This window comes from Pseudomonas sp. NY8896 (genome assembly GCF_039634505.1).
The window spans coordinates 4,050,306-4,068,978 of sequence record NZ_CP132350.1 but is presented as its reverse complement, the minus strand read 5'-3'; the positions used below and the strand labels follow the sequence as shown (position 1 = coordinate 4,068,978).

The 18,673-nt window shown below is 63.5% G+C and carries 18 protein-coding genes and 1 pseudogene; 12 read left to right on the top strand and 7 right to left on the bottom strand.

What is annotated here, in order from left to right:
- Nucleotides 1–83: 83 nt before the first annotated feature.
- Nucleotides 84–296: a PLDc N-terminal domain-containing protein gene (locus Q9451_RS18175; protein ID WP_012272047.1), complete on the top strand. Its 213-nt coding sequence runs from the start codon at nucleotides 84–86 to the stop codon at nucleotides 294–296.
- 44 nt (nucleotides 297–340) lie between these two features.
- On the opposite strand, the gene Q9451_RS18170 is transcribed toward Q9451_RS18175, so the two are convergent.
- Nucleotides 341–667 carry a hypothetical protein gene (locus Q9451_RS18170; protein WP_012272048.1) on the bottom strand — a complete coding sequence of 109 codons (327 nt, stop codon included), beginning with the start codon at nucleotides 665–667 and terminating at the stop codon, nucleotides 341–343.
- 189 nt (nucleotides 668–856) lie between these two features.
- Between Q9451_RS18170 and Q9451_RS18165 the strand changes: the two genes are divergently transcribed.
- Together Q9451_RS18165 and Q9451_RS18160 are read left to right on the top strand one after the other, a co-directional pair.
- Nucleotides 857–1,267 carry a RidA family protein gene (locus Q9451_RS18165; protein WP_012272049.1) on the top strand — a complete coding sequence of 137 codons (411 nt, stop codon included), beginning with the start codon at nucleotides 857–859 and terminating at the stop codon, nucleotides 1,265–1,267.
- 109 nt (nucleotides 1,268–1,376) lie between these two features.
- Nucleotides 1,377–2,249, top strand: coding sequence for a DMT family transporter (locus Q9451_RS18160; RefSeq protein WP_012272050.1), 873 nt, complete (start codon nucleotides 1,377–1,379; stop codon nucleotides 2,247–2,249).
- Here Q9451_RS18160 and Q9451_RS18155 read toward each other — a convergent pair.
- Both Q9451_RS18155 and Q9451_RS18150 read right to left on the bottom strand, forming a co-directional pair.
- Nucleotides 2,246–2,965, bottom strand: coding sequence for a TorF family putative porin (locus Q9451_RS18155; protein WP_012272051.1), 720 nt, complete (start codon nucleotides 2,963–2,965; stop codon nucleotides 2,246–2,248). The genes Q9451_RS18160 and Q9451_RS18155 overlap by 4 nt on opposite strands.
- Nucleotides 2,966–3,046: 81 nt before the next feature.
- Nucleotides 3,047–3,298: a hypothetical protein gene (locus tag Q9451_RS18150; RefSeq protein ID WP_012272052.1), complete on the bottom strand. Its 252-nt coding sequence runs from the start codon at nucleotides 3,296–3,298 to the stop codon at nucleotides 3,047–3,049.
- A 130-nt stretch (nucleotides 3,299–3,428) separates the two neighbouring features.
- Between Q9451_RS18150 and Q9451_RS18145 the strand changes: the two genes are divergently transcribed.
- The 7 genes from Q9451_RS18145 (at nucleotide 3,429) to Q9451_RS18115 (ending at nucleotide 11,100) form a co-directional block, all read left to right on the top strand.
- Complete coding sequence (locus tag Q9451_RS18145; protein ID WP_012272053.1) at nucleotides 3,429–4,088, top strand: hypothetical protein; 660 nt, start codon at nucleotides 3,429–3,431, stop codon at nucleotides 4,086–4,088.
- 164 nt (nucleotides 4,089–4,252) lie between these two features.
- Nucleotides 4,253–5,722, top strand: coding sequence for a DUF3300 domain-containing protein (locus Q9451_RS18140; protein ID WP_012272054.1), 1,470 nt, complete (start codon nucleotides 4,253–4,255; stop codon nucleotides 5,720–5,722).
- Nucleotides 5,719–6,534, top strand: coding sequence for a DUF2950 domain-containing protein (locus Q9451_RS18135; RefSeq protein ID WP_345960699.1), 816 nt, complete (start codon nucleotides 5,719–5,721; stop codon nucleotides 6,532–6,534). The genes Q9451_RS18140 and Q9451_RS18135 overlap by 4 nt, the downstream gene beginning before the upstream one ends.
- Before the next feature lie 76 nt (nucleotides 6,535–6,610).
- The gene (locus tag Q9451_RS18130) at nucleotides 6,611–8,290 is read left to right on the top strand and encodes a DDE-type integrase/transposase/recombinase (protein ID WP_003465068.1); all 1,680 of its coding nucleotides are present in this window, start codon (nucleotides 6,611–6,613) and stop codon (nucleotides 8,288–8,290) included.
- 2 nt (nucleotides 8,291–8,292) lie between these two features.
- Entirely contained in the window at nucleotides 8,293–9,201 is a 909-nt protein-coding gene (locus Q9451_RS18125) for a TniB family NTP-binding protein (RefSeq protein WP_003465065.1), read from the top strand.
- Entirely contained in the window at nucleotides 9,198–10,415 is a 1,218-nt protein-coding gene (locus tag Q9451_RS18120) for a TniQ family protein (protein WP_054471483.1), read from the top strand. The genes Q9451_RS18125 and Q9451_RS18120 overlap by 4 nt, the downstream gene beginning before the upstream one ends.
- Nucleotides 10,416–10,476: 61 nt before the next feature.
- A complete protein-coding gene (locus Q9451_RS18115; RefSeq protein ID WP_003155741.1) occupies nucleotides 10,477–11,100 on the top strand; it encodes a recombinase family protein in 624 nt (207 codons plus the stop codon).
- Nucleotides 11,101–11,280: 180 nt separating this feature from the next.
- On the opposite strand, the gene Q9451_RS18110 is transcribed toward Q9451_RS18115, so the two are convergent.
- A complete protein-coding gene (locus Q9451_RS18110) occupies nucleotides 11,281–12,081 on the bottom strand; it encodes a subclass B1 metallo-beta-lactamase VIM-2 (protein ID WP_003108247.1) in 801 nt (266 codons plus the stop codon).
- Between the two features lie 166 nt (nucleotides 12,082–12,247).
- Between Q9451_RS18110 and intI1 the strand changes: the two genes are divergently transcribed.
- The gene (gene intI1 / locus Q9451_RS18105; RefSeq protein WP_000845048.1) at nucleotides 12,248–13,261 is read left to right on the top strand and encodes a class 1 integron integrase IntI1; all 1,014 of its coding nucleotides are present in this window, start codon (nucleotides 12,248–12,250) and stop codon (nucleotides 13,259–13,261) included.
- A gap of 202 nt (nucleotides 13,262–13,463) precedes the next feature.
- Nucleotides 13,464–13,613 (top strand): annotated as a pseudogene (locus Q9451_RS18100) (DUF2950 family protein); the annotation flags it as partial.
- A gap of 81 nt (nucleotides 13,614–13,694) precedes the next feature.
- On the opposite strand, the gene Q9451_RS18095 reads toward Q9451_RS18100, so the two are convergent.
- The 3 genes from Q9451_RS18095 to Q9451_RS18085 all read right to left on the bottom strand — a co-directional run bounded on the left by Q9451_RS18095 (nucleotide 13,695) and on the right by Q9451_RS18085 (nucleotide 18,577).
- Entirely contained in the window at nucleotides 13,695–14,651 is a 957-nt protein-coding gene (locus Q9451_RS18095) for a helix-turn-helix domain-containing protein (RefSeq protein WP_012272056.1), read from the bottom strand.
- 148 nt (nucleotides 14,652–14,799) lie between these two features.
- Complete coding sequence (locus Q9451_RS18090) at nucleotides 14,800–16,884, bottom strand: hydantoinase/oxoprolinase family protein (protein ID WP_012272057.1); 2,085 nt, start codon at nucleotides 16,882–16,884, stop codon at nucleotides 14,800–14,802.
- Nucleotides 16,885–16,897: 13 nt separating this feature from the next.
- The gene (locus Q9451_RS18085; RefSeq protein WP_231118583.1) at nucleotides 16,898–18,577 is read right to left on the bottom strand and encodes a hydantoinase B/oxoprolinase family protein; all 1,680 of its coding nucleotides are present in this window, start codon (nucleotides 18,575–18,577) and stop codon (nucleotides 16,898–16,900) included.
- Nucleotides 18,578–18,673 lie beyond the last annotated feature (96 nt).

Genomic DNA, 18,673 nt, shown 5'->3' with positions numbered 1-18,673 from the left:
GGGCCCTTGAGGCGGGAAAATCAATCTGAACCCTCAGCGCTTGCAGCAACCCAACCCATAACATGCCAATTGGGAGAGCGCTCATGGAAATCGGTACGATCTGGCTCATCATCGCGGCCCTGGTCATCCTGCTGGAGATCTGGGCCATCTGGCACATCATCGGCAGTGAGCGGCGCGCCGAACGCAAGATGCTGTGGATTGTGTTCGTGGTCTACGCACCATTCCCCGGGTTGCTGTTCTGGGCCTGGCGCGGGCCGCGGGCGGTGAAAGGCAGGGCGGTACTGCAGGAGAAATGACGGTACTCGGCATCAGGCGCGGGGGCGCCTGATGCCGTCGAGGTTCATCTGGGCAGGATGTCGAAGCGTACGGCCGGGCCCAACCCGTCCACCATCAGGCAGCCGTAGAATTCTACGGTGGACAGAACGCGCAACTGTTTGAGCGCGTCATGGATGTAATCGTGAAGCAGCTTCTCAGCTTCCCGCTTGCGGTCTGCGACAGTGGCGCTTTTGAGGGTGATGACCCCGAGCAAAGTGGTTTCGATATGCTCGACGGTGTCCAGGCCGAGCTTCACGCGCAGGTGCAGGCGCGCTTGCGCGGCGTCGGCTTCATCGTGGGCAGCGTTGTGCGGTTTGATGGTATAGGCCAGCTGAAAATCATACTTGCTCATGAGCATTTCCTTGTTATGGACAGGCCTCCATGCCGGGTCCTGCAATCTACTACCGGGCCGCCAGTGCGCAAACAGACGCGTGGTTCAAGCAGCACATTGCCTTGTGCGAAACGTCCTACTCTGTGCTTGACCTCGAGTTAACTCAAGGTCTGATACTGCGCCACTCTTTCAACCAAGCGAGGGCGTGTCGTGACCCCATCAAGTGCATTCCAGCTAAGCAACCCCGAAGGCCTGTACGACCCCAGTGGCAACGCCTATTCCCATGTCGCCGAAGTGCGCGCCGACAGCCGTCTGCTGTTCATCGCCGGCCAGGGTGGAGAGGACAACAACGGCCAGTTGTCGCCATTGTTCGCCGAACAGGCCCGCCAGGCACTGGCCAACCTGGAGCTGGCCCTGGCGTCGAAAGGTGCCAGCCTGGCGCAGGTGTTCAAGTTGACCCTGCTGATTGTCGAGCATTCCGAAGCGCGCCTGCGCCAATGGGTGGCCGAGGCCGACAAGGCCTGGGGCCCGCACATGAAACCGACCTGCACGCTGATACCGGTGCCCCGGCTGGCGCTGGATGCCATGTTGGTCGAGATCGAGGCCGTAGCTGTGCTGTAGCGCCGGGCGATTCACCGGTGGCGCCCAGGAATCACTTTGTTGTATATCGGTGCTGGCCCTTTCAGCATTGCCGCCATGACAACAATGTTTACTCAGAGGTGACCACACCATGAGCACCGGCACCACCACGCTTGCCCACCGCAAGGCCAGGGCCTGGCTTTGGCCTGCACTGTTCAGCCTGGTGGCTTTCGCTGCCAACTCGGTGTTTTGCCGGCTGGCGCTGAAAGACGGGGCCATCGACCCGGCATCCTTCACCGTGGTGCGCCTGACCAGTGGTGCGTTGTTTCTGTTGTTGCTGATCCGCCTGCGCAGGCCGGCGCAGGCCATGGGTGGCAGTTGGCGGGGCGGCCTGGCCCTGTTCCTGTACGCGTTCCTGTTTTCTGCGGCGTATCTGCAATTGGGGGCAGGCGCGGGCGCATTGTTGCTGTTCGGTGCAGTGCAGATCACCATGTTCGGCTTTGCCTGGTACAAGGGTGAACACATCACGGTGCGCATGCTGCTGGGCATGCTGATCGCCTTTGCCGGCCTGCTGGTGCTTCTTTTGCCCGGTGCCTCGGCGCCGCCGTTGGCCAGTGCCTTGCTGATGGCCTTGTCCGGCGTGGCCTGGGGCGTGTATACGCTGCTGGGCAAAGGCTCGCCCAGGCCGCTGGCCGACACCGCCGGCAATTTTTCTCGCAGCCTGCCTTGCCTGGTGCTGCTGCTACCGATGCTGTTGCTGAGCGCCGGCCCGCACCTTACGCCACTTGGCTTGTTGTATGCCCTGGGCTCCGGTGTGCTGGCTTCTGGCGCCGGCTACGCCGTTTGGTATGGCGTGGTCAGGCAGGTCAGCGCGCAACAGGCGGCGACCCTGCAGCTTAGCGTGCCGGTGATTGCCGCACTGGGTGGGGTCGCCCTGATCGGTGAGCCGTTGTCGTTGCGCTTGCTGATTGCCTGCGTGGTGGTTTTGGGCGGTATTGCCCTGGCGCTGGCACCGCGTCGTTAAAAGAAGCTGCGCTGCGCCTTGAGGGTAACCACGCTGTCGCAATAGGTGTTGATGCCCGAGTACGCGTCACAGCCGCCGCCACTGAGGCTGGAGTTGCTGTAGATCAGGTTCAGGTCGATGCCCAGCCAGGGCCGCGACAGCTCCAGCGACCAATCGGAAAAGGCATTCACCTGGCTGCCATCGCCAATGGTAAAGGGCGTGCCCAGGCGGTGGTGGGCGAGCTTGACGGTGAAGTCTGCGTCGAACAATGGCAGTTGGCCGAAGTCGGCGAACAACGTGCCAGTGCGGTTGTCGGGGTTGTCACGCAGCGCCCCGCCGAAGCGGCTGCCCAGCACCGAGATACCCCCGTACAGGGCGTAACTGTCGGGGCCTGCGATGTTTGGCTGACTATAATGGATCAACCCCACTTCGTAGCCCAGGCTGCTGTCAAACTGATGCTTGTAGCCCAGGTAGCTGTCCAGACGCAGGGTCGAATTGGGGGTGACGCCCATGCTTGGGGCGTACTGGCCCAGGTACCAGCCACTGGTGTGGCTGAAATCGAGGCCACCGTGGAATGCGCCGACGGCGCTGGGTGAGATAAGCCCTTGCGCCATGCTGCGCGAAGGCGTGGTGCCGAGTGTGAAGTCGAAATCGCCCAGTTGGCGTTTCATCTGCTGGGCCAGCAACACGGGGCTGAAAAGCACTGCAGCACTCAGCAACAGAAGGGGCCTGATCATGGTCTCCGTCCTGGAAGGCTTGCGGTTGAGCGGTAGAGGATACCTGCGCAGGGGGAGGGATGGAACCGTTGGCTGGCCTGTTCAGCCTTTGGTCGAGCGGTCAGCGTCGACGGCTTCGGTCACCACAGGCAGGTTGTCGGCGCGCTGGATCACCCGGCGTTGCTGCTCGTAGTCGTCAAGGGACAGGCTGCGGCGCTGCAGCGCTTCGAGCTGCAGCTGGCGGGCTTCTTCTGCCGTGTACGGGCGCAGTTCAGGGTGGCTGGCACATCCGCTGCTGATGGCGATGGCAAGCACGGCAAGGGCGGCGGACAGCAGGCGAGCCAGGGTATTCATCAGGTAGCTCCAGGGAATGGGGTCGTGGGCGGCGAGTCGATAGCGCTAGGTTATGTGGCCACGGCGTTCGGTAGAAATTGCCATTCTCGATAGTGACTATCGATGGTTCCTGAGGGGCCGGGAGGGCGTGATGGGGCAAGGCGAACAACCGCGTAAATGGGGTGTGCTGGAGCCAATCGATCGGATTACCGAAGTCATCTTTGGCCTGCTGATGGCTATGACCTTCATCGGCTCGCTCAGCGTGGCCACGGCAGGGCGCGAAGACGCTCGGCTGATGCTGGTCGCTGCGCTTGGCTGCAACCTGGCCTGGGGCCTGGCCGATGCGGTCATCTACCTGATGCGCACCTGGACCGAGCGCACCCGCGCACGTACTTTGCTGGCGCGCCTGCAGGCCGCTGAGGATGGCCAGGGGCGCAGGCTGATTGCTGATGCACTGCCAGAACGCATCGGCCTGGCACTGGATGACGAAGGGTTGGAGGTGCTACGTCGCCAGATGCAACGTGATGCCGCCCGCCCGATGCCGGCGCGCCTGTGCCTGGATGATTTCAAGGCTGCGCTGGGGACATTCCTGCTGGTGGTGCTGGCGACGTTCCCAATGGTTATCCCGTTCCTGCTGATAGACACCACTGGCACGGCCATCCGTGTCTCGAACTGGGTTGCCTTGGCCATGCTGTACCTGGCGGGCTGGCTGTTGGCGCGCTATTCCGGTGGACGCACCCAGTTGACCGGCGTGGTCCTGGTAGCTGTGGGCGCGTCACTGATCCTGGCGATCATTGCCCTGGGTGGTTGAGCAGCGCCCGATCAGCACCTATGTCACGGGCACGCTCGCGGCCTTGTTGTTTGGTGTGGTGTTTGTCCTGGCTAGAGCACAAAAAGTTTGCGCCTTCGCATCTGGCCAAACCCGCCGCCGTTGCTACCCTTATTCCACGCGGTCTGACCTCATGGGGATTAGCGATGCGCACGCTATTGTTTGCTGTCCTGTCGGCACTCCTGTGCCTGAGCGCGGCGCCCGGGCTGGCGCTGGCCGAAGACGTACCCGCACCGGACCCAGCCCCCCCAGCCGAGACGGCTGCAGCCAAGGACCCGGTCTTCAGCCAGGAACAACTCGATCAGATGACCGCGCCCATCGCGCTGTATCCTGATCCGCTGTTGGCCCAGGTGCTGATGGCGTCGACCTACCCAGGGCAGGTCAGTGAAGCGGTGACCTGGTCCAAGGCCAACCCCAAGGCCACCGGCGACGAGGCGGTCAAGCAAGTAGCCAAGCAGCCCTGGGACCCGAGCGTACAAGCCTTGGTGGCATTCCCGCAGGTGCTGGCGACCCTTGGCCAGGACCCGGTCTGGGTACAGCGCCTGGGTGATGCCTTCCTCGCCCAGCCCGACGATGTCATGGGCAGCGTGCAGCGTTTGCGTCACCAGGCGCAGGCTGCCGGCAACCTGCAAAGCAACCAGTACCAGAATGTGACCGTGCAAACCACCACGGCCCCTGCAGCGGCCCCTGCACCCGCACCCGCTTCCGGCGGCACCCAGGTGGTCACCGCCAGCGCGCCGCCCACCACCATCGTCATCGAGCCGGCCGACCCACAAGTGGTGTACGTCCCCAGCTACAACCCGACCACCACCTATGGCACCTGGGCCTACCCGGCCTCACCGCCGGTGTACTACCCACCACCGCCGATGTACTACCCCGGCTCCGCACTGGTGGCAGGCCTGGCCTTCGGTACTGGCGTTGCGATCGTCGCCTCGTTGTGGGGCGACTGTGACTGGGGTAACAATGACATCGACATCGACGTCAACCGCTACAACAACATCAACGGCAACAATCGCATCACCAACAACCAGAACAAATGGCAGCACAATGCCGTCAACCGTGACGGTGTGCCTTACCGCGACGCGCGCAGCCGTCAGCAGTACGGCCGCCAGTTGGACGGTGCCACCCAGCGCAGCGCATTTCGCGGTGATGACGCACAACGTGCCCAGGCGCGTGACAAGGCGCGTGCCTCCATGGACCGAGCGGGTATCGAACGCCCAGCCACCAGCAACATTCAGGCACGCCAACAAATGCGTGAAGCGAAGTCGGGCAATGCATTGGGCAACCGTGTACAGCCCCGTGGCGACAATCCGAGGGTTGCCGACCGTCAACAGCAGGCACGCAACACTCAGGGCCGGCAGCAGAACAACCAGATGGATCAACGCCGGCAAGGGCAAGCGCGGCAAGTCGGTCAGAATCGTCCTGTGAATACCGCAGGGCGTGCCCGTAACAACGCCTTCGATGGCGTACGCTCGCCATCGCGCACCAATGCGCAGGCCAACCGTGGTCGCACCAGCCAGGCGTTTGCCCAGCGGCCCAGTGCATCGCGTGCAGCCGGGCACCAGATCTCTCGGCCCAGTGCACCCGCTCGTCGTGGCGGAGGAGGTCGTCGATGAAACGTCCAGCACTGGCGGCAATGCTGCTTACAGTGGGCTTGGCCTGCGCATCCCTGGCCGCTGCCCAGGACGCTTTCCCGACCCCAGAGAAAGCCGTTGAATCCTTTGTCGCGGCGCTGGGCACGGAGAAAGCTGATGAGGCCCGCCTGACCCAGTTGCTGGGCGACGACTGGCGCACCTACATCCCGCGCGGCGGAGTGCAACGCAGCGACGTGGACACCTTTCTGGAGCAGTACCGTGCGCAGCACAGTATCGACATGGCAGGCGAGGGCAAGGCCATCCTGGCGGTGGGCAGCGATCACTGGACCTTGCCCATTCCGTTGACCAAAAGCAGCCAAGGCTGGCGCTTCGACCTCAAGGCCGGCAGCGCCGAAATCCGCGCCCGGCGCATCGGTCGCAACGAGCTCGGCGTGCTGCAGTCGCTGCTGGCCTATCACGATGCGCAAATGGACTACGCGACCCAGGACCATAACGGCAACGGTGCGCTGGAGTACGCACAGAAAATCTTCAGCGAGCCCGGCAAGCATGACGGTTTGTACTGGGATGACGACGGCGATGGCCAGGTCAGCCCGCTGGGGCCGCTGTTCGGCCAGGATGTGATCGGTGATGACTGGTATGGCTATCACTTCCGCATCCTCGACGCACAAGGCCCATCCGCCCCTGGCGGCGCCTACAGCTACCTTATCGGCAACCAGATGAGCCGTGGCTTCGCCATGGTCGCCTGGCCGGCCAAGTACGACGACACTGTCGTTTTCAGAAGACGACCGCACCATCTGACTGGATGTAACGCCTGGTGTGCATACGGCTCCTGACAGCCCAATATCAGGAGTCGTCTGCACCAATCTCGACTATGCTCAATACTCGTGTGCACCAAAGCGAGGTTTGGGCATGACATCAGACACTCCACCGATTGCCGCGCAAGGCGTGGCCACCCTGCCCGACGAGGCATGGGCGCAAGCCCGGCACCGGACGGAAATCATCGGGCCACTGGCAGCGCTTGAGGTGGTCGGGCATGAAGCCGCCGATGAGGCAGCCCAAGCGCTGGGCCTGTCCCGGCGACAGGTATATGTCCTGATCCGTCGCGCCCGGCAGGGTACTGGCCTGGTAACAGACCTGACGCCCGGCCGATCCGGCGGCGGCAAAGGCAAGGGGCGCTTGCCGGAACCGGTCGAGCGCATCATCCGCGAGCTGCTGCAAAAGCGCTTCCTGACCAAGCAGAAACGCAGCCTGGCGGCGTTCCACCGCGAAGTCGCGCAGGCGTGCAAAACCCAGAAGCTGCCGGTGCCGGCGCGCAACACCGTGGCCCAGCGGATTGCCGGACTACACCCGGCGAAAATAGCCCGCAGCCGGGGCGGGCAGGACGCTGCCCGTCCCTTGCAAGGCGCGGGTGGCATTCCGCCCGAAGTCACCATGCCGCTGGAACAGGTGCAGATCGACCACACCGTCATCGACCTGATCGTGGTCGACGAGCGCGACCGGCAACCGATTGGCCGCCCATATTTGACCCTCGCCATCGACGTGTTCACGCGCTGCGTACTCGGCATGGTGGTCACGCTGGAAGCGCCGTCCGCCGTCTCGGTCGGCCTATGCCTCGCGCATGCCGCCTGCGACAAGCGGCCCTGGCTGGAAGGGCTGAATGTGGAAATGGACTGGCCGATGAGCGGCAAGCCCAGGCTGCTCTATCTGGACAACGCGGCCGAGTTCAAAAGCGAAGCGCTGCGCCGTGGCTGCGAACAGCATGGCATCCGGCTGGACTATCGCCCACCAGGCCAGCCGCACTACGGCGGCATCGTGGAACGGATCATCGGCACGGCGATGCAGATGATCCACGACGAATTACCGGGGACGACCTTCTCCAATCCCGGCCAGCGCGGCGAGTACGATTCCGAGAAGATGGCCACCCTGACGCTGCGCGAGCTGGAGCGCTGGCTCGCGTTGGCGGTAGGCACCTATCACGGCTCCGTGCACAACGGCCTGCTCCAGCCGCCGGCCGCGCGCTGGGCCGAGGCCGTGGAGCGCGTTGGCGTCCCGGCCGTCGTTACCCGCCCCACCGCGTTTTTGGTCGATTTCCTGCCGGTGATCCGCCGCACCCTGACCCGCACCGGCTTTGTCATCGACCACATCCACTACTACGCCGACGCCCTCAAGCCGTGGATTGCCCGGCGCGAGCGCTTGCCCGCCTTCCTGATCCGGCGCGATCCGCGCGACATCAGCCGCATCTGGGTACTGGAACCGGAAGGTCAGCACTATCTGGAGATCCACTACCGCACCTTGTCCCATCCGGCCGTCACCCTCTGGGAACAACGCCAGGCGCTGGCCAAATTGCGTCAGCTCGGGCGCGAGCAGGTGGACGAGTCGGCGCTGTTCCGCATGATCGGGCAGATGCGCGAGATCGTGACCACCGCCCAGAAGGCCACGCGCAAGGCGCGGCGCGACGCTGATCGCCGCCAGCACCTCAAGACGTCGGAGCCACCGGCCAAGCCCATACCGCCGGATGTGGACATGGCTGACCCGCAGGCAGACAACCTGCCGCCGGCCAAACCGTTCGATCAGATCGAGGAGTGGTAGCCGTGGACGAATATCCCGTCATTGACCTGTCCCACCTGCTGCCAGCGGCACAGGGTTTGGCCAGGCTGCCGGCAGACGAGCGCATCCAGCGCATTCGCGCCGACCGCTGGATCGGCTACCCGCGCGCGGTCGAGGCGCTGAACCGGCTGGAAACTCTGTATGCGTGGCCGAACAAGCAACGCATGCCAAACCTGCTGCTGGTCGGCCCCACCAACAACGGCAAGTCGATGATCGTCGAGAAATTCCGGCGGGCGCACCCGGTCGGCACCGACGCTGACCAAGAACATATCCCGGTGCTGGTCGTGCAGATGCCGTCAGAGCCATCGGTGATCCGCTTCTATGTCGCGCTGCTGGCTGCGATGGGCGCGCCGCTGCGCCCGCGCCCACGGCTGCCGGAAATGGAGCAACTGGCGCTGGCCCTGCTGCGCAAGGTCGGCGTGCGCATGCTGGTGATCGACGAACTGCACAATGTACTGGCTGGCAACAGCGTTAACCGGCGCGAGTTCCTCAACCTGCTGCGCTTCCTCGGCAACGAGCTGCGTATCCCCCTGGTCGGGGTCGGCACGCGCGAGGCGTACCTGGCCATCCGTTCGGACGATCAGTTGGAAAACCGCTTCGAGCCGATGCTGCTGCCGCCGTGGGAGGCCAATGAGGACTGCTGCTCGCTGCTGGCCAGCTTCGCGGCGTCACTCCCGCTACGGCGGCCATCCCCGATTGCCACGCTGGACATGGCCCGCTACCTGCTCACCCGGAGCGAAGGCACCATCGGCGAGCTTGCACATCTGCTGGTGGCGGCGGCCGTCGCCGCCGTGGAGAGTGGCGAGGAAGCGATCAACCACCGCACGCTCAGCATGGCCGACTACATCGGCCCCAGTGAGCGGCGGCGACAGTTCGAGCGGGAACTGATGTGAAGTCCGCGCCGCGCTGGCCGCTGCATCCGGCACCCAAGGAAGGCGAAGCCCTGTCCTCATGGCTCAACCGGGTCGCCGCCTGCTACCAGATGGACGTGCACGAGCTGCTGGCCCACGATCTTGGTCACAGCCAACTTGATGACCTGGATACCGCACCATCCTTGTCGTTGCTGACGGCGCTCTGCCAGCGCAGTGGCGTCGAGCTGGAGCGGTTGCGCAGCATGAGTCTTGCAGGCTGGGTGCCGTGGCTGCTCGACAGTCTCGACGATTCGGTACCAGCAGCCTTGGAAACCTATACATTCCAATGCGCGGTGCTCCTGCCCAAGCGCACCCGCAAGGTGCGGTCCATCACTCGCTGGCGTGCCTGGCTACCGAGCCAGACGATTCGCCGGGCGTGTCCGCAGTGTCTGAACGATCCAACGAATCAAGCTGTGCTACTCGTCTGGCAGCTCCCCTTGATGCTGAGCTGCCCGCAGCATGGCTGCTGGCTGGAGTCCTACTGGGGCATGCACGGCCGGTATCTTCAGTGGGAAATCGCCGATGCTGCGCCGCGCCCTGCCGATGACGCAATCGCCTGCATGGACCGGCGCACCTGGCAGGCGCTGACGACGGGTTTTGTGGAGCTGCCGCGTCGGCGTGTCCACGCCGGCTTGTGGTTCCGGCTGCTGCGCACCCTGCTTGATGAGCTGAACACGCCGCTCTCGCACTGCGGCAGTTGCTCGGCGAGCATCCGCCATGTCTGGGAGCGCTGCGGCCATCCGCTGCGCGCCGGGCAGAGTCTGTGGCGTCCCTACGAGATTCTGGCCCCGGCGGTGCAGTGGCAGATGCTGGAGGCGGCGGCCACCGCCATCACGCTGATCGAGTCAAAGGCGCTGATCCCGCGCGGGGAACAGGCCGCGCTGTTTCAGACGGAGCCGCACACTGGTTTCACCAACGGCCTGCCGGCGAAGGTGCCGAAGCCGGAACCCATCAACCACTGGCAACGAGCAGCCCAGGCCATCGATGAGGCCATCATTGAAGCGCGACACAACCCGGAGACGGCCCGCTTGCTGTTCACACTGGCGTCCTACGGGCGACGCGACCCCGAATCCCTGGAACGTTTGCGCGCCACGTTCACCAAGGAGGGCATCCCGCCGGAGTTTTTGTCACATTACGAGCCTGAATGGCCGTTTGCAGGTCTTAGACTAAATGACGGGTTAAGTGACAGTTTTTGACGGCGAGAACTTTCTGGCTCACACTGTCACATAATCGAACGTATACGTGACGGGTGAAAAGGTGCTGATCGGCTACATGCGGGTATCGAAGGCGGACGGATCCCAGTCCACCAATTTGCAACGCGATGCGCTCATCGCCGCTGGTGTGAGCCTTGCGCACCTTTACGAGGATCTGGCCTCGGGCAGGCGCGATGATCGCCCAGGGTTGGCTGCTTGCCTGAAGGCGCTTCGTGAAGGGGACACGCTGATCGTGTGGAAGCTCGATCGGCTTGGCCGTGATCTGCGCCACCTGATCAACACCGTGCACGACCTAACTGCGCGTAGCGTGGGCCTGAAGGTCCTGACCGGTCACGGTGCGGCGGTCGACACGACGACTGCCGCCGGCAAGCTTGTGTTCGGTATTTTTGCCGCGCTGGCCGAGTTCGAGCGTGAGTTGATTTCCGAGCGAACAGTCGCTGGACTTATCTCGGCGCGCGCTCGCGGCAGGAAAGGGGGGCGCCCCTTCAAGATGACCGCCGCCAAGCTACGCCTGGCGATGGCCAGCATGGGGCAACCGGAAACCAAGGTGGGCGATCTCTGCGAAGAACTCGGGATTACCCGGCAGACGCTCTACCGGCACGTGTCGCCCAAGGGCGAACTGCGGCCAGACGGCGTAAAGCTGCTCTCCCTCGGTTCAGCCGCATAAATGGAGGCGACCTGGAACGGGGCGCTGTTCAGTGCGGCAACGATCCGATTACCGGTGTCGACCCAGAGCAGCCGTAGAGCTTTTGGGAAAGCTGTCGTTCAACGCCGAAGTTCAGCCGCCAGAACGGAGCGCAGCGGAGTGATGGTCGGCTGCAACTTCATGTTATGCCGCATCTGCCTGCTACTCAACGACTGAGCGATTTGTGTGCGCTTTTACAACATTCGTTGTGTGCTTGAGCAAGTCTAGACCGCCCGGCAGGCCGTGCCCCGGAATGACGAACTGTGCTTCCGGGTAGTGTTGTTGAATCCGCTCAATGGAGGTGGGCCATTCAGCCAGATCGGCATCGGCCACGTTCCCCGCAGACGTGCGTGACAACTCATAAATCGCACAACCACCATAGAGCACACTCGCAGACGGGACGTACACAACTAAGTTGTCGGTCGAATGCGCAGCACCAGGATAGAAGAGTTCTACTGGACCGAAGCGCACTGCGTCCCCGCTCGATGAGAGTCCTTCTAGAGAGTGCGTGGGAATCTCGTTCCCCTCTACCTCGGCTAGCCGGCGTGTCGACGGTGATGCGTACGTTGCCACCCCAGCCGCCCGAAGGACATCAACGCCGCCGACGCGGTCGTCATGAAAGTGCGTGGAGACTGCACGCGTTACAGGAAGTCCAATTTGCTTCTCAATCTCCGCGAGAAGTGCCGCTGTGTTTTTCGCACCCCACGCTGTATCAATCAAAAGCAACTCATCACCATCACGGACAATGAGACCATTGGACGGGTAGACTGCGCCATCAAACGACTGCGTTGCGATATGCGACCAAACACCATCGGCAATCTGGTAAAGCCGGACCTCCCCGACCGGAATTTCGCTGACTGTCGGATACTCACCGCTAGAATCTACGGAAAAAGCGAGCGGACTCGCAATAGCCATGATAGACGCGGTCAAATAGACCAATAACTTACTCAAAAGTTTGAACATCAAAACTCCATGGGGGTGAGTGCGGCATAACTTTGTTTTAGGGCGACTGCCCTGCTGCGTAACATCGTTGCTGCTCCATAACATCAAACATCGACCCACGGCGTAACGCGCTTGCTGCTTGGATGCCCGAGGCATAGACTGTACAAAAAAACAGTCATAACAAGCCATGAAAACCGCCACTGCGCCGTTACCACCGCTGCGTTCGGTCAAGGTTCTGGACCAGTTGCGTGAGCGCATACGCTACTTGCATTACAGTTTACGAACCGAACAGGCTTATGTCCACTGGGTTCGTGCCTTCATCCGTTTCCACGGTGTGCGTCACCCGGCAACCTTGGGCAGCAGCGAAGTCGAGGCATTTCTGTCCTGGCTGGCGAACGAGCGCAAGGTTTCGGTCTCCACGCATCGTCAGGCATTGGCGGCCTTGCTGTTCTTCTACGGCAAGGTGCTGTGCACGGATCTGCCCTGGCTTCAGGAGATCGGAAGACCTCGGCCGTCGCGGCGCTTGCCGGTGGTGCTGACCCCGGATGAAGTGGTTCGCATCCTCGGTTTTCTGGAAGGCGAGCATCGTTTGTTCGCCCAGCTTCTGTATGGAACGGGCATGCGGATCAGTGAGGGTTTGCAACTGCGGGTCAAGGATCTGGATTTCGATCACGGCACGATCATCGTGCGGGAGGGCAAGGGCTCCAAGGATCGGGCCTTGATGTTACCCGAGAGCTTGGCACCCAGCCTGCGCGAGCAGCTGTCGCGTGCACGGGCATGGTGGCTGAAGGACCAGGCCGAGGGCCGCAGCGGCGTTGCGCTTCCCGACGCCCTTGAGCGGAAGTATCCGCGCGCCGGGCATTCCTGGCCGTGGTTCTGGGTTTTTGCGCAGCACACGCATTCGACCGATCCACGGAGCGGTGTCGTGCGTCGCCATCACATGTATGACCAGACCTTTCAGCGCGCCTTCAAACGTGCCGTAGAACAAGCAGGCATCACGAAGCCCGCCACACCGCACACCCTCCGCCACTCGTTCGCGACGGCCTTGCTCCGCAGCGGTTACGACATTCGAACCGTGCAGGATCTGCTCGGCCATTCCGACGTCTCTACGACGATGATTTACACGCATGTGCTGAAAGTTGGCGGTGCCGGAGTGCGCTCACCGCTTGATGCGCTGCCGCCCCTCACTAGTGAGAGGTAGGGCAGCGCAAGTCAATCCTGGCGGATTCACTACCCCTGCGCGAAGGCCATCGGTGCCGCATCGAACGGCCGGTTGCGGAAAGTCCTCCCTGCGTCCGCTGATGGCCGGCAGCAGCCCGTCGTTGCCTGATGGATCCAACCCCTCCGCTGCTATAGTGCAGTCGGCTTCTGACGTTCAGTGCAGCCGTCTTCTGAAAACGACAGACACCGGGGTGATGAGCTTCATGATCAGCCATGACGGCCAGGTGTTCGAGAAAGACCTCGGGCCGCACGGTGACAGGCTGGCCAAGGAGATGAAACGCTTCGACCCGGATGACAGCTGGAAGGTGGTGGATGTGCCGGCGGGGGATTGATCCTGTTCCTGCAGCACGTAGCCATAATCGCGAGGCTGGCGCAACGGGTCGGTGTGCATCGTAGGAATCTTCGCTTTCGGCTCAATGGGTGCCTGCAGCCCGCACCTCCCGCGCCGTGCACCCATACTGCTGGCGAAACGCGCGGGTGAACTGCGCCTGGTCGGTAAAGCCCCAGCGCAATGCCAGTTCGCCGATGGCCAGGTGGCAATGCGGGTCACGCAATTGCCGGTACACGGCCTCCAGGCGCAGCTGGCGTATCCACTCACTCAGGGTGTAGGGCGTGATCACGAACAGCTTGTGCAGGTAGCGCAGCGACAGCCCGCAGGCACTTGCAATGGTTCGCGGCGACAGCTCGGGGTCGCTCAGGTGTTGCTGCACATACTGTTCCACCCGCGTCAGGTGCAGGGTGCTGAGGTTGCTGCCTTCGCTACCCAGCACTCGCTCGTCCTGTTGCAGGGCCAGCAGCAAGGTGGCCGAAGCCTGTTCCAGCAGCAGATGCCGGGCCGCGATGGGGCTAGCGTCGAAGTGGCGGGCGCACAGGTCCAACTGTTCGACAAAAATGCGCCCCAAGCCCTGGCGGGCATCGAAACAGTGCCGGGTATAGCGCCTGTGCCCCAGCAGGTTGGCCTTGAGTGCACGTTCGGGCAGCTTGAGTACCCACAGGTCATTCAGCGTGCCGTAATGGAAGCGGTAAGGCGCATCGCCGCGCTCGACGATGAAACCACCTGGGCTGCAGCTGAGCTGATGACCGTCCTGCTCGAAGTGCACCTCGCTGCGATGCGGCACGGTCACCAGGTAGAACGCCTCTTGGTCCTGGCCGATATGCGCCTTGCTGCGCGAGTAGCCCAGCTGGCTGGAGCGCAGGCGCGAGAGGCTGAGCGGTGTGCTTGGTGTACTCCAGCGCTGCAAGTGGCCATCGAAGGGTTGTTCGGCGGCAAACGCCAGGCTCAAGGGGAAATAGGTGTCACTGATGGCTTCGGCCCAGCGCGCCTGGCGTTCGGGCTGTGGCCAGCCGAGGGTCGAGAGTTCTGTGGGCATGGTGGGTCCTTTTTCAAAGAGGGCAGCATTGAAAAAAGGAACTGCAGGCAAGCTACTCAAGCAGCTCTTGTTATTGTGCAAAACGCCTGGCAGCGCAAAGCTGCCAGGCGATTGTCAGGCCCATGATCGGCGCACGCCGACCTTCAGATCAAGCCCCGCGTGTCACCCGGTAGGTGGCCGAAGGCTCCAGGCGTGCCTGCCAGCCAGGCGGTAGCACGATGTTGGTGGTGTCTTCCTCGATCACGCAGGGGCCATGCACGACCTGCCCTGGCAGCACATGGTTGCCGTTGAATACCGGTGTGGGCTGCCATTGGCCGTCGGCGCTGAACAGCATCGGGCGAACGCTTTGCGCCTGTGGCGCGGGTGGCTCGGCCGGGCCCTGCAGCTCGGGTTGTGGCGGGCGTGGCAGGTGGCCGATCACCGAGCACTCCAGGTTCACCAGTTCCACCGGGCTTTCGGGCTCGCTGTACGAATACAGGGTTTGGTGGCGGCTGTGGAAGCGGCTGATCAGGGCGGCCAGGCCTGTGTCATCCAAGGCATGCTGTTCCAGCTCCACGCTGCATTCATGGATCTGCCCCAGGTAGCGCATTTCCAAGGTGTAGTGGCAGCTGCTGGCCTGGTCGCCAAAGCCGTCTTCGCGCAGGTTGGCCAGGCCTTGCTGACGCAGCTCGGCAAGGGCCTGGTTGAGCTGCACCAGGTCCACGTGCCCGCAGTCCAGGCGCATCGACAGGCTGGTGAGCTGGTCGTAGCGCACGTCGGAAAGGATCTGGCCGAACGCGCACAGGCCCGACGCCACCTTGGGGATCAGCACGGTGTGCATGCCGATTTCTTCGGCCAGGCGCACCACGTGCATGCCTGCCGCACCGCCTGCGCCGATCAGGGCGAAGTCGCGCGGGTCGTGGCCGCGCTCGATCGACACCCGGCGGATGCCGTTGACCATGTTCAAGTTGACCAGGGTGGTGATGCCGAATGCGGCGCGTTCCACGCTGATACCCAGTGGTTCGGCTATCTTGCTGCGGATAGCGTCCAGCGCGGCCTGGCGGTTCAGGCGAATGCTGCCGCCCAGCAGCGCGCCGTCTGGCAGGTAGCCCAAGGCCAGGTTGGCGTCGGTGACCGTGGGTTCGCAGCCACCTTTGCCGTAGCACACGGGCCCAGGCATGGCGCCGGCGCTGCGCGGGCCCACCTGGAGCATGCCGAACTCGTCCAGATGAGCGATGGAGCCGCCGCCGGCGCCCAGGGTCTCCACTTGAATCATCGGCACGCCGATGCGCTGGCGCAGAAAGTCCACGTCCTTGCTGAAATTGGTGCGCCCGGCGTTGGTCAGGGTGATGTCGAACGAAGTGCCGCCCATGTCCACGGTAATGACGTTGTCGATACCGAACGGCTTCGCCACCGCCAGCCCGGCTTGTGGCGCCGAGGCCGGGCCGGAGTTGATCGCATTGACAGCGCGCTCACGCATCAGGTACCCAGGCGCCAGGCCACCGTTGGACTGGAAGTAGCGCACCGGCTGCTGTGCGCCAAGTTCCTGGAACAGGTTGTCGATGCGCGCCACGTAGCGTGCCATTACCGGGCTGAGGTAGGCGTTGACCACGGTGGTGGAGGTGCGGGTGTACTCGCGAATCTGCGGGAACACCTCGCAGCCGGTGCAGACGAACACGTCGGGCAGGGCGGCCCGTACGAGCTCGGCGGCCCGCTGCTCGTGGCTGGGGTTGCGCACCGACCACAGGAAGGAAATGGCCACGGCCTGCACGCCTTCGGCCCGGAAGTAGTCGATGGCCGCATGGACAGCGGCTTCGTCGAGGGGACTGTGCTCACGGCCATCGCCAAGGATACGGCCGCCAATCGGGCGGCGCAGGTGGCGTGGGGCAAGCATGTGTGCCGGCGGGTAATGGGCGTCGTAGCGGTGGCCTTCTTCCTTGTGGCCCAGGCGGATTTCCAGGCTGTCCTCATGCCCCTCGGTGCACAGCAGGCCCACCTTGACCCCGGTGCGCTCGATCAGCGCGTTGAGGGCCACGGTGGTGCCGTTGATGCACAGGTCACAGTTGGCGATGAGTTCGGCCGGGCTGCGCCCGGTGGCGTCGGCGATCTGTGCCAGGCCGGCGCGAATGGCCAGGGTGCCGTCTTGCGGCGTGGAAGGGGCCTTGAACAGCTGCACGCCGCCGTCGCGGTCGGCCAGGATGAAATCGGTGAACGTGCCGCCGGCGTCGATGCCCAGGCGATATTGGTTACGCATGATGGTTCTCCGGTCAGCGCGGGGCGCGGGCAAGGCGGGTGGCGGTTTCGTCGAGGTGGCCTTGGTCATCGAGGACCACGCCATACTCCAGGGCTGCCCCTTGTGGCGAGACCAGGCCATTGCGCACATCCTCCAGCACGGCTGCGACCGGGCGACGCAGCGGGTCGCCGTAGCCACCACCGCCGGGGTTGACGTTGATGATGCGTTCGCCTGGTTGCAGGGTGAGCATGGGGTTTTGCGTGTAATGGTCTTCGCTGCCGTCGGCGTGGCGATGGATCAGCCGGCCCAGCTTGGGCTCAAGCAATGCGTTGCGTGCCCCGGCGGCACCGGCGGTGGGCAGTTGGCGGCCCTCGCCAAAGCCGACCACGGTCATGGCGTGGTCCAGTGGTTCGATCTCCAGGCGGGTGCCCGAACCGCCACGGAATTCACCGGCACCACAACTGTCGGCCATCAGGCTGTAGCGGTGGATCAGCACCGGGTAGGCGTGTTCGAGCAGCTCGATGTCACCGCTCATCAGCGCCCCGAAACAGCACAACGGGCCGCAGGCGTGCCAGCCATCCATCACCTTGTTGGCGCCGGCACCGGAAATGATCGAGGCCAGCACCATGGTCACGTACTCGCTGTTGCCGTTGCGCGGGTCATGGCCGGCGATGTTGATGCCGCTGGTATGCCCCCAGGAGGCCGTTACCCGCTGTGGCGAAGCCTGTTCCAGCGCGGTGCGCACGGCATCGGCCAGGGTTTCCATCGGCGTGGTGGTGCAGTTGACGTGGGGTGCGGGTTCTTCGGCATTGCACAGCGTGCCTCTGGGCCCGACATCGACCGTGACGCAGCGGTACAGCCCTTCGTTGTAGGGGGGCGCCACCTGGGCGAACATCATCAGCCCCAGGTACACACCCGACACCGAGTTGCCCTCGTAGGAATTGATGAAGTACGGCACTTGCGGCGGGCTGTCGATGCGCACGTGGGCCTGGTCGCCACGTATCTGTACATGGGCGGTGATGGCCAGTTCGCCCAGGCCATGGCCGGCATCTTCGAGCACGGCGGTGCCGCTGTAGTCACCGTCCGGCACATCGCGCAACAGTGCGCGCATGTGCCGGTCGGCCATGTTCTTCAGTTCGGCGATGCAGGCTCGCACCTGCGCCACGCCGTACTTGTCGAGCAGTTCCAGCAAGTGCCGCTCGCCGACCTTGCAGGCGCCATACTGGGCATTGAGGTCGCCTTCCTGATAGGGCCGGGCGCGCATGTTGGTGAGCATGAAGTTGATCACGTCCTCACGGCGTTTGCCCTTTTCCCACAGCTTGACCGGCGGAATGCGCAAGCCTTCGGCGTAGATTTCCTTGGCATCTGGGTTGTAGCCAGCCGGCACCGGGCCGCCGATGTCGGTCAGGTGGCCTTTGCACACGGTCCAGAACACCAACTCGCCCTGGTAGTACACCGGCTTGTACATGCAACAGTCGAGAATATGGCTGCCCTTGTAGGCCGGGTCGTTGTGGTAGATCACGTCGCCTTCTGCGATGTCGTCGCCGAAGAACTCGGCCACGCATTTCATGGCCGGGATCAGCGAACCCAGGTGGATGGGAATGTCCTGGCCTTGCAGGATCATTTCCGGCAGGTGATCGAACAGCGAGTTGGAATAGTCGTGGGCCAGGTTGAACACACTGGAGCGCCCGGTCTTTTCCAGGGTCAGGGTCATTTCGCGTTGCGCTGTCTCCAGCGCACCCCGGACAACCGCAAGGGTGATCGGATCTACTGTCTGCATAGGTCACCAACGTTTGTTCTTGTGCTTTGG